Origin of the sequence: Pseudomonas sp. Irchel s3h17 (assembly GCF_900187505.1) — a bacterium.
Classification (GTDB): domain Bacteria; phylum Pseudomonadota; class Gammaproteobacteria; order Pseudomonadales; family Pseudomonadaceae; genus Aquipseudomonas.
On record NZ_FYDL01000008.1, the window covers coordinates 74,540 to 87,437 of the forward strand.

Annotated in this window: 13 protein-coding genes; 6 read left to right on the top strand and 7 right to left on the bottom strand. The window is 58.3% G+C overall.

All coding sequences use genetic code 11. The features are described 5' to 3' along the window. The first annotated feature begins 169 nt into the window (after nt 1-169). Nucleotides 170-670, top strand: coding sequence for a methylated-DNA--[protein]-cysteine S-methyltransferase (locus CKW25_RS13050; protein ID WP_095079769.1), 501 nt, complete (start codon nt 170-172; stop codon nt 668-670). A gap of 54 nt (nt 671-724) precedes the next feature. On the opposite strand, the gene CKW25_RS13055 is transcribed toward CKW25_RS13050, so the two are convergent. Then, on the bottom strand, nt 725-1,186 hold the full coding sequence (locus CKW25_RS13055) for a hypothetical protein (protein ID WP_095079771.1): 462 nt from the start codon (nt 1,184-1,186) through the stop codon (nt 725-727). A gap of 41 nt (nt 1,187-1,227) precedes the next feature. Further along, on the bottom strand, nt 1,228-1,908 hold the full coding sequence (locus CKW25_RS13060; protein ID WP_095079773.1) for a DUF3313 domain-containing protein: 681 nt from the start codon (nt 1,906-1,908) through the stop codon (nt 1,228-1,230). 175 nt (nt 1,909-2,083) lie between these two features. Here CKW25_RS13060 and CKW25_RS13065 point away from each other — a divergent pair, with 175 nt between their 5' ends. Continuing rightward, a complete protein-coding gene (locus tag CKW25_RS13065; RefSeq protein WP_095079775.1) occupies nt 2,084-2,728 on the top strand; it encodes an MBL fold metallo-hydrolase in 645 nt (214 codons plus the stop codon). Nucleotides 2,729-2,845: 117 nt separating this feature from the next. Beyond that, a complete protein-coding gene (locus tag CKW25_RS13070) occupies nt 2,846-3,550 on the top strand; it encodes an OmpA family protein (RefSeq protein WP_095079777.1) in 705 nt (234 codons plus the stop codon). Between the two features lie 92 nt (nt 3,551-3,642). On the opposite strand, the gene CKW25_RS13075 is transcribed toward CKW25_RS13070, so the two are convergent. Beyond that, complete coding sequence (locus tag CKW25_RS13075; protein ID WP_095079783.1) at nt 3,643-4,077, bottom strand: YhcB family protein; 435 nt, start codon at nt 4,075-4,077, stop codon at nt 3,643-3,645. Nucleotides 4,078-4,221: 144 nt separating this feature from the next. Here CKW25_RS13075 and CKW25_RS13080 point away from each other — a divergent pair, with 144 nt between their 5' ends. The 3 genes from CKW25_RS13080 to zapE all read left to right on the top strand — a co-directional run bounded on the left by CKW25_RS13080 (nt 4,222) and on the right by zapE (nt 7,416). Next, the gene (locus tag CKW25_RS13080) at nt 4,222-4,851 is read left to right on the top strand and encodes an alpha/beta hydrolase (protein ID WP_095080053.1); all 630 of its coding nucleotides are present in this window, start codon (nt 4,222-4,224) and stop codon (nt 4,849-4,851) included. 24 nt (nt 4,852-4,875) lie between these two features. Further along, the gene (locus tag CKW25_RS13085) at nt 4,876-6,231 is read left to right on the top strand and encodes a tryptophan--tRNA ligase (RefSeq protein WP_095079788.1); all 1,356 of its coding nucleotides are present in this window, start codon (nt 4,876-4,878) and stop codon (nt 6,229-6,231) included. 90 nt (nt 6,232-6,321) lie between these two features. Further along, nucleotides 6,322-7,416, top strand: a complete 1,095-nt coding sequence (gene zapE / locus CKW25_RS13090; RefSeq protein WP_095079789.1) for a cell division protein ZapE — start codon at nt 6,322-6,324, stop codon at nt 7,414-7,416. A gap of 90 nt (nt 7,417-7,506) precedes the next feature. Here zapE and CKW25_RS13095 read toward each other — a convergent pair whose 3' ends face one another. From CKW25_RS13095 to CKW25_RS13110, 4 genes are all read right to left on the bottom strand, one after another. Beyond that, nucleotides 7,507-8,490: an asparaginase gene (locus CKW25_RS13095; protein WP_095079791.1), complete on the bottom strand. Its 984-nt coding sequence runs from the start codon at nt 8,488-8,490 to the stop codon at nt 7,507-7,509. 77 nt (nt 8,491-8,567) lie between these two features. After that, nucleotides 8,568-9,761, bottom strand: a complete 1,194-nt coding sequence (locus CKW25_RS13100; protein ID WP_095079792.1) for a hypothetical protein — start codon at nt 9,759-9,761, stop codon at nt 8,568-8,570. A gap of 16 nt (nt 9,762-9,777) precedes the next feature. Next, the gene (locus CKW25_RS13105; protein WP_095079794.1) at nt 9,778-10,665 is read right to left on the bottom strand and encodes a nitrilase family protein; all 888 of its coding nucleotides are present in this window, start codon (nt 10,663-10,665) and stop codon (nt 9,778-9,780) included. A 207-nt stretch (nt 10,666-10,872) separates the two neighbouring features. Then, complete coding sequence (locus CKW25_RS13110) at nt 10,873-12,819, bottom strand: FAD-dependent oxidoreductase (RefSeq protein ID WP_095079796.1); 1,947 nt, start codon at nt 12,817-12,819, stop codon at nt 10,873-10,875. Nucleotides 12,820-12,898 lie beyond the last annotated feature (79 nt).

Sequence of the window (12,898 nt, forward strand, 5' to 3'; positions counted from 1 at the left end):
CTCGAACCTGTTGCCCGCGAAAATCTCATGCCTGCGCTGCAATGACCTGTCGATCCAGCAGTTCAACCGCAAGAAACGTAGTTCTTGCGGTTGAATCACCCATTATTGTGAATGCGTCCCTCGACAACGATGAACGATCGCTCTTGAGCGTCGGATCAAGGAGTCTCCCATGTCATACGTGTTTAAGCGGATGCCTTCACCGGTCGGCACCCTCACCCTGATTGCCAAGGGCAATAAGCTCTGCGCGATTCTCTGGGAAAACGAAAAGCTCAACCGGGTACGCATCGGCCCGCTGCTGGAAGATATCCACAGCCCGCTGCTGCAGGAAGCCGAACATCAGCTCAACCAGTATTTTGCCGGTCACCGCGACCGCTTTGACCTGGAGCTGGACTTTGCCGGTACCGAGTTCCAGCAAAAGGTCTGGCGCGCGTTGTTGACCATTCCGTTCGGGGAAACCCGCAGCTATAGCCAGATTGCCCAACAGATTGGCAGCCCCAGGGCCGTACGGGCAGTGGGGGCGGCCAATGGCAAGAACCCGATCTCGATTGTCACGCCCTGCCATCGGGTGATTGGCGCATCAGGAAGCCTGACCGGGTTTGCCGGTGGGTTGGCGGCGAAGCAGTTTTTGTTGGGGCTGGAGGGGAAGGAGACGTTGCCTTTGGGTTTCTGACGGGGAGCGGGGGGGGCTGTTTCCGTGGTTCCGGAGGCGGCTACCCGTCTGCGGTCAAGGCAAGACGTTATAGCCCCGTTGCTGCAGGCAACTGGTATAGACCGAGTTGCTGGCGTTGACGTTTTGTTCAGAGGTGCTCGTGTTCTGCCGGCGTTCCTGGCGTTGTCTCGAGGCCCCGACGACAGCACCGGCAGCCGCTGCGCTCTGGGCACGATTCTGGCGGTAGTCTTGCTTGACGTCGTCGTCGACCTGATCGTACAGCTCCTCATGCTGACGGCCCCGGACCTCCGCTGCTGCGGCCCCGGCGACAGCAGCGGTGGCCGCGCCTTTTGCGCGACCGCCTGTCGGCACCGTGTTTTGTGTCGGGTACTGAGCGTTCGCCTGGGATTGGCAGGTGCTGGTGTCTTGCTGGATGGTCTGGGAGGTCTGGTTGTTGAGCGGGACAACCGTGACTGCCAGGGCGCTGGAGCTGGCGAGTAGCCCGAGCACCGACAGAATAGACGTCAATTTTTTCATGAACTCGGGCCTCTCATTGGTCCAGTGCGATGACGGATGGCTTACTGCTTGGAAAGCAGGGCTTGCATGTCAGCGGAGACGGTCTTGATCGCTGCCTTGAAGTCTTTGGCGGTAATCGGTGTTTCGGAGTTTTCCAGGCCTTCACCGAAAACCTTGCGTACCATCTTGGCGACCGGCAAGCCGGATTTGGCGTCGATCAGGTCGGCTTCGATATACACTTCGGCAATCTGGTCGCGGGTACCCATGGCTACCTGAGTGGTGCCGACAATGGCAGCGATCGGAACGGCTTCATACCAGTGCATGGGTTCGTTCGAGGCAGATACCTCGGTGATCGCCGCGTGCATGATCAGGGTCCGGGAGCCCTCAGGTGCCAGCTTGGCGCTCGAAACGACCTTGTACTGTTGTGCAAGGGTGTTTCTGGTGCTTTCGTTCGCCATGAATTGCAGGTCTTTCAGGGTGCTCATGCTGACCCGGTCGGTCGGCTTCGGCTCTGGATACAGTTCCAGTTGGTCGAATACCACCGTGGAGTACGCCCCAGGCTCGAAGCCAGGTGCCACCCAGCGCAGCACTTTCTGGCCGCTTGGCGAGGTGGTCTCTTGCAGGCCTTCGTAGTTAGGCAGGAAGCCGGAGTATTGCTCCTGTTCCGTCACTTTCGAGACGCAACCGGTCAGCAGCACGCTGCTCAGTGCAATACCCGCCATCCATTTACTCGACATACTCATAAAATTCGTACCCTGGTCAAAGAGCCGGGAGGGTGCCCGAACCCGATCGGCAATTCGAATCATTGATTCTCAAAAAAAGATCAAATGACCGCTCTTGGCCCGGGGTTGCCTGCCAGGTATCGCCATTCCATGACGACCTGGGTCAAAATGGGCGATCCACTCTTCAGGAGTCTCCATGGACGTCGCAAAACCCGCGCTCATCCGCGAAACCTTCCCCGTCGGCCCTTTGCAGTGCAACTGCACGATCATCGGCGATCCGATCACTAAAAAGGCGATTGTCGTCGACCCGGGTGGCAATCATGAGTTGATTCTGGCGCGGCTGGAGGCCTTGGGGTTGAAGGTGGTGAGCATCATTCATACTCATGCGCACCTGGATCACTTCCTGGCCTCCGGTCAGTTGAAGGAGAAAACCGGCGCCACCCTGCACCTGCATAAGGAAGATCAGTTCCTCTGGGACAATCTGGAGATGCAGTGCGGCATGTTCGGGGTGCCCTATACGCCGGTGCCGCCGCCGGATCGCTGGCTGGCCGATGATGAGGAACTGGCCTGCGGTTGTGGCGTGGCGTTGCACACGCCGGGGCATACGCCGGGTTCCATGAGCTTCTGGTTTTCCGAGGCTAAGCTGCTGATTGCCGGTGACACGCTGTTTCGGCGCGGGGTAGGGCGCACGGACTTGTGGGGCGGTGATCAGGCGACTATCGTGCGCTCGATCAAGCAGCGCCTGTACACCCTCGATGAAGAGGCAACGGTAGTAACCGGACATGGTCCGGATACCCGCCTGGGTGATGAAATGCGTGACAATCCATTTGTACGAGCCTAGATCCCCTGGTGTTGGAGGCAGCCACGGAATTTTTGTCGGTCGCTGTGTTCCAACTTCCGCAAGGGTCTATTGCCAACGTCCGTTGCACCACAGAATGTAAAAAAGTAGGAGCTTTCCATGTTCACCTCGCGTCGTTTGATTATTGTCGCTACAGCCGTGGCCTTGTTGTCTGGCTGTGCGTCCCCTAACCCCTATGACAACCAGGGTCAGGCCGACGGCGGCTCCACGGGCATGAGCAAAACCGCCAAATACGGCGGCCTGGGTGCCCTGGCAGGTGCCCTGGCGGGTGCGGCCATCAACCACGACAACCGTGGCAAGGGCGCGCTGATCGGCGCTGCCGTGGTCGGTGCTTCTGCTGCCGGTTATGGCTACTACGCCGACCAGCAGGAAAAGAAACTGCGCGCCAGCATGGCCAACACCGGTGTTGAAGTGCAGCGCCAGGGCGATCAGATCAAGCTGATCATGCCGGGCAACATCACGTTCGCGACCGATTCGGCGAATATCGCGCCAAGCTTCTACCAGCCGCTGAATAACCTGGCCGGCTCCCTGAAGGAGTTCAGCCAGAACCAGATCGAGATCGTCGGCTACACCGACAGCACCGGCAGCCGCCAGCACAACATGGACCTGTCCCAGCGTCGTGCCCAGAGCGTGGCCACCTACCTGACGTCCCAGGGCGTGAGCGGTGCCAACCTGAGTGCCCGTGGTGCCGGTCCGGATAGTCCGGTTGCCAGCAACGGTGACACCAATGGTCGTGCGCAGAACCGTCGCGTCGAGGTCAATCTCAAGGCGATCCCTGGTCAGCAGTACGGCCAGGTCCAGTAATACCCGCAAGTGCCTGACTGAACCCCGGGCGTAAAAAAGCCCGCCCGATCCTCAGCAGATCGGGCGGGCTTTTTGTATTGCGCGAAACCTGATTACTTTTTCAGGCCGTAATGCTCGTCGAGCATGCCCGGTGCGTTTGGTGTTTTGGGGGCGTAGTCGCGAGGCGGTTCCTGGTCGCGCGGCGGCGTCAGGCGTTCCCGTGGCGCTTGCACGGCATCGGCCTGCAGGGCCGCCAGCAGGCGTTGGCGAGTCTGCTCGTCCAGGGCCAGGCGGTTGGCGCCCTCGGCGAGGTGGTCTTGCACTTCCTGATAGCTCTGAGTGAGTTTTTTCACCAGCATTGCGGTGCTGTTGAAGTGGGTGACCACTTCATTCTGATAGCTGTCAAAACGTTCCTGGATGTCATCCAACTGTCGTTGCGTGCTGTTAGGCACGGCATTGGGCAGCAGGCGAGCAACCAGGAATCCAATGGCGACACCGGCAACCAGGGCAAGAGTCGGCAACAACCAAACTAAGAGCGAGTGTTCCACGAGTCCTTCCTCTATAAACGGCTTTGCTTTACGTTAACGGCTCGAACCTGCGCTGTATACCGCGATTCACTCGCAATAGATTGGCACAGACAATTTGCTAGACGAGTCGACCCGATTCGAGGTCACGGAGTTCCTTCCTTGCTGATGCGTGAAACCCCTGTAGTGATTGATGGCCCGGTCGGCCAGCTCGAGGCCCTTTACCTGGACAACGAGCAACCACGCGGCCTGGCGCTGATCTGCCATCCCAACCCGGTGCAGGGTGGCACCATGCTCAATAAAGTCGTGTCGACCTTGCAGCGCACTGCCCGCGATGCCGGTCTGATCACATTACGTTTTAATTATCGGGGTGTAGGCGCCAGCGCTGGTAGCCATGACATGGGCAGCGGTGAAGTCGACGACGCGCAAGCCGCGGCCGAATGGTTTCGCGCCAAACACCCTGGCTTGCCGATGACGCTGTTCGGTTTTTCCTTCGGCGGGTTTGTCGCGGCCAGTCTTGGCGGGCGCCTGGAAGCCAAGGGTGAAACCCTGGATCGGCTGTTCATGGTGGCGCCGGCGGTGATGCGCCTGGGTGATCAGGATCAGTTACCCAAGCACTGTGCACTGACGCTGATCCAGCCGGAAACCGACGAAGTCATTGATCCGCAGCTGGTTTACGACTGGTCAGAGGCCCTTGATCGCCCCCATGAGCTGCTGAAAGTGGCAGAATGCGGACACTTTTTTCACGGCAAGCTGACCGATCTCAAGGATCTGATCCTGCCGCGCCTTTCGAATTGATTGCAGTCAGATAAGCGATTACCCATGACTACTCGTACGCGCATCCTCACCGGCATCACCACCACCGGCACTCCGCACTTGGGCAACTACGCCGGCGCGATCCGCCCGGCAATCGTCGCCAGCCGTGACAGCAATGCCGATTCGTTCTACTTCCTGGCCGACTACCACGCCCTGATCAAGTGCGATGACCCGCTGCGCATCCAGCGCTCGCGCCTGGAAATCGCCGCGACCTGGCTGGCCGGTGGCCTGGATGTGGATCGGGTCACCTTTTACCGCCAGTCCGACATCCCGGAAATCCCCGAGCTCACCTGGTTGCTGACCTGCGTCGCGGCCAAGGGCCTGCTCAACCGTGCGCACGCCTACAAGGCGTCGGTGGACAAGAACGTCGAAACCGGGGAAGACCCGGATGCCGGCATCACCATGGGCCTGTACAGCTACCCGGTGCTGATGGCGGCGGACATTCTGATGTTCAACGCGCACAAGGTGCCGGTCGGTCGCGATCAGATCCAGCATGTGGAAATGGCCCGCGACATCGGCCAGCGTTTCAACCACCTGTTTGGCCAGGGCAAAGAGTTCTTCACCATGCCCGAGGCGTTGATCGAAGAGAGCGTCGCCACCTTGCCGGGCCTCGATGGCCGCAAGATGTCGAAAAGCTACGACAACACCATTCCGTTGTTCTCAAGCGCCAAGGAAATGAAGGACGCGATTTCGCGGATCGTCACCGACTCCCGCGCCCCGGGCGAAGCCAAGGACCCGGACAACTCGCACCTGTTCACCTTGTTCCAGGCCTTTGCCACTCCGGTACAGGCCGACGAGTTCCGCAGTGAGCTGTTGCAGGGCCTGGGCTGGGGCGAGGCGAAGAACCGTCTATTCCAACTGCTCGACAGCGAGCTGGGCGAGTCCCGCGATCGATACTACAAGCTGATGGAGCGTCCATCCGACCTGGAGGACATTCTGCAGATCGGTGCGAAAAAGGCCCGTGCGGTCGCCACGCCGTTCCTGAATGAACTGCGTGAGGCGGTAGGCCTGCGTTCCTTCGTCAACCAGACGCAGGTGGCGGCGACCACCAAGAAGAAAGCCGTGAAAGCCGCGCGCTTTGTCAGCTTCCGTGAAGAGGACGGCAGTTTCCGTTTCCGTCTGCTGGCCGCCGATGGCGAGCAACTGCTGTTGTCGCGTCACTTCGCCGACGGTAAGGCCGCGGGCCAGGTGACCAAGCAGCTGCAGTCCGGACAAGCACTGGATGTGCGCAGTGAAGACCTGAGCTTCAGCGTCTGGCTGGAAGGCCAGTGTGTCGGCGACAGCCCAGCCTTCGCGGACAGTGCGGCGCGGGACGTTGCTATCGACGCCCTGCGGGTTGCTCTGACGCCCGTACAGGAATAATCAGCGGCTCGGCCCGACCAAGGGCCGATTGCCATTCTTCAGGGCCGTCGCTACAGTGTCGGCCCGTTTTTGTTGCCTTGCTAACGAATTATGACGCCCCTAGAACGATATCAAGCTGATCTGAAACGCCCGGAGTTCTTCCACGACGCGGCCCAGGAAACTGCTGTGCGTCATTTGCAGCGCCTGTACGACGATCTGGTCGCGGCTTCGCAGAGCAAGCCGGGCTTGCTCGGCAAGCTGTTTGGCAAAAAGGACCAGGCGCCGGTCAAGGGCCTGTACTTCTGGGGCGGCGTAGGTCGTGGCAAGACTTACCTGGTCGACACCTTCTACGAAGCGCTGCCGTTCAAGGAAAAGTCCCGTACTCACTTCCACCGCTTCATGAAGCGTGTGCACGAAGAGATGAAGACCCTGGGCGGCGAGAAAAACCCGCTGACCATCATCGCCAAGCGTTTTTCCAACGAAGCGCGGGTGATCTGTTTCGATGAGTTCTTCGTGTCCGACATCACCGACGCGATGATCCTTGGCACCCTGATGGAAGAGCTGTTCAAGAACGGCGTGACCCTGGTGGCCACGTCGAACATCGTGCCGGACGGCCTGTACAAGGACGGTCTGCAGCGCGCGCGGTTCCTGCCGGCTATCGCGCTGATCAAGCAGAATACCGACATCGTCAACGTCGACAGCGGCGTCGACTACCGTCTGCGTCACCTGGAGCAAGCGGAGCTGTTCCACTGTCCGCTCGACGAAGCGTCCCACGAAAGCCTGCGCAAGAGTTTCCGCGCGCTGACGCCGGAATGCACGGCTGCGGTCGAGAATGACGTGCTGATGATCGAGAACCGCGAGATTCGCGCCTTGCGCACTTGCGACGACGTTGCCTGGTTCGACTTCCGCGAACTGTGCGACGGTCCGCGCAGCCAGAACGACTACATCGAACTGGGCAAGATCTTCCACGCCGTGCTGCTCAGCGGCGTAGAGCAGATGAGCGTCACCACCGATGACATCGCCCGGCGTTTCATCAACATGGTCGACGAGTTCTACGACCGTAACGTCAAGCTGATCATTTCCGCTGAAGTCGAACTCAAGGACCTCTATACCGGCGGTCGCCTGAACTTCGAGTTCCAGCGCACCCTCAGCCGCCTGCTGGAAATGCAGTCCCACGAGTTCCTGTCGCGGGCACACAAGCCGTAGTGCGTTTCGGAAAATAAAAAAGGGCCTGCATTGCAGGCCTTTTTTGTCAGCGCAAATCCTCCGACCGCAGGTTTGTACATTGTTTTGAAGTCAAACTTCTTCGTTGAGATACTGCGCAAGCTCGTGCTGCCGTTGGCAACCAAGCAGCAACCAAAGCAGAATTCTGGCTTTTCGCGGACATAGAAAACCCGCCATCGATGCCCCCTTACGGATCAAGTCCATTTCACCACCGCCAAAACCGTAAGAGGCACGTGCGGTGGAGCCGGAGCCGGTTCGGGTCGCAATGATTACGGGGATTCGTTTGGCAACATGCTCAATCGTTGTCGCCCAGCGCTGCGAGATGTGGCCGGCGCCGAAACCGCCGATCACCAGTCCGTCGTAATCGAGTGCGAGAATATTTTCCAGTAGCAGGGTGTCGGCCGAAAGTGAGGCCTCAAGTAGCGCAACCTTCTGTGTGGTCTGTTGCGGCAACGGTAACACCGTGCGCGGCCCTGGCGGGTGCAGGTAGCGAACACGGTCTTCCAACAGTAGGCCCGCGGGCCCCACGACTGGAGAGGAAAACGCCTGCAATGCCAGCGAATCGGTTTTGCGTACGCTGCACGCTTGATGAATCTGTCCGTTCATTACGACCTGGACACCGCGCTGCCGGCTGTTCTGCGCCAAGGCAACGCGACATGCATCCAGCAGATTGGCCGGTCCATCGGCACCTGGCTGCGCTGCGGAACGCATGGCACCGGTCAGCACCAAGGGGGTGTCGTAGGGCCACAGGTAATCCAAAAACACCGCGGCTTCTTCGAGGGTGTCGGTGCCCTGGGTTATCACGACCCCAACGGCGCCCTGTTTGACCTGAAACTCAGCCCAGGACAATACGTTCAGCAAAAACTCGAAATCCAGGGACGCACTGGGCAGCAGGCCGAGGGTCTCGACGGTGACTCCGGCCAGTGTCGTCAGTTCCGGTATGGAAGTCAGCAGGGCTTCGCCGCTGACGGTCGGGATGACGCCTTCACCGGCATTGCTCGCTTGCATGCTTACCGTGCCGCCAAGTGCCGCGATGGACAGTTTGGGCAGGTCCATGGGATACCTCGCTTGTTTGTAATGAAAAGTGGCTGTATCCGCTATTGAGGCCGCGATACAGCCGAATGGCTGGGGCATTAATCAGCGATCAGAAAACCGATCAGCGGCACGATCAGCAGTGTGCTGATGGCCATCGACAGTACATTGGCGATGTAGGCGTGCATGTCGGCCGGTAATTTCCTGGCAATCCCACAGGCCAGCGGTGGTGCGAGCAATGCCCCCAGCAGTGCACTTGAGACGATAATCTGCCAGCTGCCGCCATAGGCCAGGATCGCCGCGGGCACCACTGAAACCAGCGGGATGTAAGTGGGATACCAGCCGCGCAACATCCATTGTTGACGCCAGATCAGCACGCCGATGGCCGAGGCTAATGCCTGCGCGCCAATGATGTGCAGCAACAGGCCCGATCCGTACGCGGGGCTTGAAGGATTCAAGCTGTACGCCAGCAATGCACCCAGTATCAGGCCAAGGCTGGCCAGTTCATTGCCGAAGAACGGTGCTTCGGAAAAGTCCGCCAGAATCCGGCGCAGGCTCCAGATGACGCCATAGTCGGGCGCCTTGGGGGGGGCGATCGAGGCGGGTGGTGTTTCCGACGACCTGGATTTCACCAAATTCGGCCAATAGCGGCAGAACAGAAACGCCAGGACGCTGGCAACCGCCATGCCCAGCACATTGCCAATCACTGCAGGCAAGGCCAGCGGTTGGCACACGTAGTTGACGATCAGCAGGCACATCGGTGTGACGAATACGGCGCCCATGAGTGCGCCGTTGATCGTGACCTTCCAGCCTCCGCCAAACATCAGCACCATCGCCGCTGGCAGCGAGACGAATGCTACGAATGTGGGTTGCCAGGTTGTGGCTGTCACCGTCCAGCCCCACAGCAGATTGCTCAGCAGCAGCCCGAGCAACGAACTGGTGACCAGCCAGGGCCAAAGTCCCGTTCCATAGGAGATGGCAAACCCTTGCCAGGATTTTCCCGTTCGATTCGCCCAGTAAGCCAGATAAGCGCCCGCCAGCAGACCGATCGAGGCGAACTCGTGCTTGTAGAAAGCCACCTCGCTGATGTCACCTAACACCCAACGCAACCAGGCACTCGGTTCGGGTAGCAGCGATACCATGTCGCCGTACCCGGGCCAATGCGCTCCCCAGAAAGTCCGGTTGCTGAAAGAAAGCCAGACGATCAGCAGTGTCGCGCCGATCATTAGCAGGGCGACGGCTGTATCAATCGGTGACTTGCGCGATGGTTGGTTTTTGTCGGTTGTAACTTCCATGCGATAGGCCTCCTGATCAACGTGGGAGGCAAGGGTGTTGGGTGTAGCCGAGCATCTGATCGTAAAGATCGGCTCGGCGATCGCGATGCAGATCATTCAGGTTGTTCCAGATGGGCGCACTGCGGGAGCTGGTCAGATCGACATCGGCAAACAGGATTTCCTGCCTGTCTGCCGAAGCCACGGCGCCAATCGGCCAGCCGTTGGTTCCGGCAATCAACGAGCAACCCAGGTAGCGCGCGCCGCGCTCCTCGCCGATCCGGCTGGCGGCAGCGATAAACACGTTGTTGACGTGAGCGGCGGTCATCGTCAGATACGACGCCATGCACTTACCGGCATCGTCGAACAGCGGCGGCGGTGTCCAGACCCAGTTGTTCAGGCTGCAAATGATGTCTGCGCCTTGCTGGGCGAGGATCCGTGGCACCTCCGGGAACCAGATGTCCCAGCAGATCAACAGCCCGATGCGGCCGATCGGTGTGTCGAAAACCGGGAAACCCAGGTCGCCGGGGGTGAACCAGAGCTTCTCCAGATTCCACAAATGGGCTTTGCGGTACTTGCCAATAAAACCGTCTGGTCCCACCAGAACGCCGGTGTTGAAGAGTCGCATGCCGTCGCGTTCGGCCAGACCGGCCACGAGGTAAACGTTGTGTTCGCGGGCGAAGTCGATCCAGCACTGCACGCTTGGCCCGTCGGGAACCGCTTGGGCATGGGCGAAGGCATCCTGTCGATTGCTGAAGAAATAGCCGGTATTGGAAAGCTCGGGCAGAACGATGAGATTTGCACCGCCGTTTACCGCCTCAAGCGCCAATTCCAGGCTGCGACGCAGATTACCTACGCATTTCTCGATGCCGACTTGTGGATCGAATTGCACGACTGCTACACGAACAGGGCTTGTTGACTCAGTCATTCCGTCATTCCTCTTTTTATTGTTTTTCAAACTGTTAAATGGCGTGTGTATAAGAGGGGAATCAGGAGTGGGGTGTAAGTCAGCTACTTCCGTTTAGGTCGTAGTCCTTGTCCGGAAATGGATCAGAATGATGTTTGATGGCGGTGGGTAGCCGGCGCGAGGGGTGGAGCCATGTATTGCGTGCATGGCTCTGGAACGGGGATGTGATCAGATTTTGAGTTGGTAGTGCGGGTAGTCGCTCAAGGAAAATCCGCCATTGAAGGTCGCGGCGGTTTTGTTGCAGATATGAATCACTGCATCGACAGCACCGCGAAAACATGGCTCCGTCCAACCGGCATCGACGGAAAATGACTCACCGGACAAATATAAGCCTGATACATGAGCAAGGTCCCGGTTGTACTTCATCAGGCCGACGGCATCATAGTAGGTGCCCGGTCGGTAAAGCTTGGCACAGCCCAGAGCATTTTTATCAGTGATCCAGCGCTGAACCACCGCTTGATCAATGCCGATGTAGGGAGAGATTTTTTCCTGGACGTTGGCAGAGTTCATGAGTATGCGATCCAGCTCTTCGGCGCATTTTGATACCAACTCCTTATCGCTGAATGAGGCGAGCTTGGTTGCGTCATCTTCCCAGGTGTAACTCAACAGGATGCAGTCATAGCTGTAATTGTCGTTGTAGCGGTAGGTATAGACATCGTGGATAAAACTGTCGGTTACGATGGCTTGCGGGATGTTTTTGTTTTTCGAGAGAAATGATTTTTTCAGCGGTGCAAACACTTTGCAGCTAGTTTCCCAGTGTGCGGTTTTGTAGGCGTTAATCGTCTCGAAAGGCAGCATCTCCTGGGTGAAATTTTCGAGCTTGATTCGAGTTTCAATCAGCCAGGAGGGTAGTGTCATGATGACCGAGTCAAAGTCATCAAATTGCTCCTGGATTTGCTCGGGTTGACTGTGTTTCCAGTTGTAATAGACGCGTATTTTTTGATTGGGCAGCTTTTCCAGTTTTGTGACGGATGAGTCGGTGAGAAGCCCATTGCTTCTTTCGAGGCAATGTTCGTAGATGGACTTTCCGGTTTCGTCGGTTTTCACAAACAGCAGGCATTCGTCCAAAGCGGCGAGGCCGATGTAGCGGGGCCTGTCGAAACTCTGCCCCATTGAGTCAAAAACGGCTTCGCTATTCAGGTAGGGCGAATCCAGTGGATCGCCGTTTGAGTCCACTCGACCATGGATCAGTTGCAATTGGCTGCTGAAACCGAAAATCGCGGTACGCAGAGGGTAGAGGCAGCAGACGTCGTAAAAAGCTCCCCAGCTACCGTCACCTATACCTATCGCGTAAAAAATTGCGGACTCTTGCGCAGACATTCCCATTCCGCCGAAATCCCCGGGTGAGCGGCCATCCCAAGCTTCCAGTGCTGGCATGCTGACCAGGTCGCGGAACGAGACACTCTCGTATTTTTCAACGATAGAAGCCCATATGGCTTCCCATTCCTGGCTCGCATAGAGCTCAGCAACGTGGCGGGTCATGCGATCGGCAAAGGCTTTCCACTTGGAATAAACCTTTTGCAATTCATCGCCGGGAGGCGGTGTGACGCCGTCTTCGTTTTTCCATATCAACATTTGCGGCGCCGATCCGCCGCCCATGCTGCCCTCCCGGAGATAGATGCCTGTCGAGTGAACCCATTGGCTACCGGGGTTGGCGAAGTCTGAAAACGCCAATTCAAATTGATTGGCGTAGTAAGCCATCAGCGACCGACCTTCTGTCGGTGGCTCATCCGCCCGGTTGAAGAAGGGCATGCGCATGGCGCCCATTTCAAACGGTGTATGGCTTGCTGCCGAGTTTCGGCTGCCGGGAACGGTCAGATGCCTGCCGCCGATGCGTCTGGATTGTTCGATGAGAGTGATATGGGTAAAGCCGCAGCGATAGAGTTCTCTGGCGGCGGTCAGGCCTGTGACGCCGGCGCCGATGATGCAGATTTTATGTTGCGGGTCAGTTGCCCTGGCGATGCCGTTTTCCTGTTCTAACAGTGCTCGATAGTCAAAGCACAAATCCGGCGGATTTGGAAAGCGAGCCGCCCATTTGTTTTTAGCCGAGCGCTTTGTTCGGGCGGCCTCCTTGGCGATGTATGAAGGGTAGTTGTAGCTTGATCCGATAGTCATGGTTGATCTTCCCTGATGGTGTTTGCAGGGAGGATGTTGAAGTTTTTTAAGGGGCTGCGTCTGTGGGCAGGGCTGGGTT

Excerpts from the sequence above, each read along its gene's own strand:
- CKW25_RS13050 (WP_095079769.1), top strand. The coding sequence starts at position 170 with ATGTCATACGTGTTTAAGCGGATGCCTTCACCGGTCGGCACCCTCACC.
- CKW25_RS13055 (WP_095079771.1), bottom strand. The coding sequence starts at position 1,186 with ATGAAAAAATTGACGTCTATTCTGTCGGTGCTCGGGCTACTCGCCAGC.
- CKW25_RS13060 (WP_095079773.1), bottom strand. The coding sequence starts at position 1,908 with ATGAGTATGTCGAGTAAATGGATGGCGGGTATTGCACTGAGCAGCGTG.
- CKW25_RS13065 (WP_095079775.1), top strand. The coding sequence starts at position 2,084 with ATGGACGTCGCAAAACCCGCGCTCATCCGCGAAACCTTCCCCGTCGGC.
- CKW25_RS13070 (WP_095079777.1), top strand. The coding sequence starts at position 2,846 with ATGTTCACCTCGCGTCGTTTGATTATTGTCGCTACAGCCGTGGCCTTG.
- CKW25_RS13080 (WP_095080053.1), top strand. The coding sequence starts at position 4,222 with ATGCGTGAAACCCCTGTAGTGATTGATGGCCCGGTCGGCCAGCTCGAG.
- CKW25_RS13085 (WP_095079788.1), top strand. The coding sequence starts at position 4,876 with ATGACTACTCGTACGCGCATCCTCACCGGCATCACCACCACCGGCACT.
- zapE (WP_095079789.1), top strand. The coding sequence starts at position 6,322 with ATGACGCCCCTAGAACGATATCAAGCTGATCTGAAACGCCCGGAGTTC.
- CKW25_RS13095 (WP_095079791.1), bottom strand. The coding sequence starts at position 8,490 with ATGGACCTGCCCAAACTGTCCATCGCGGCACTTGGCGGCACGGTAAGC.
- CKW25_RS13100 (WP_095079792.1), bottom strand. The coding sequence starts at position 9,761 with ATGGAAGTTACAACCGACAAAAACCAACCATCGCGCAAGTCACCGATT.
- CKW25_RS13105 (WP_095079794.1), bottom strand. The coding sequence starts at position 10,665 with ATGACTGAGTCAACAAGCCCTGTTCGTGTAGCAGTCGTGCAATTCGAT.
- CKW25_RS13110 (WP_095079796.1), bottom strand. The coding sequence starts at position 12,819 with ATGACTATCGGATCAAGCTACAACTACCCTTCATACATCGCCAAGGAG.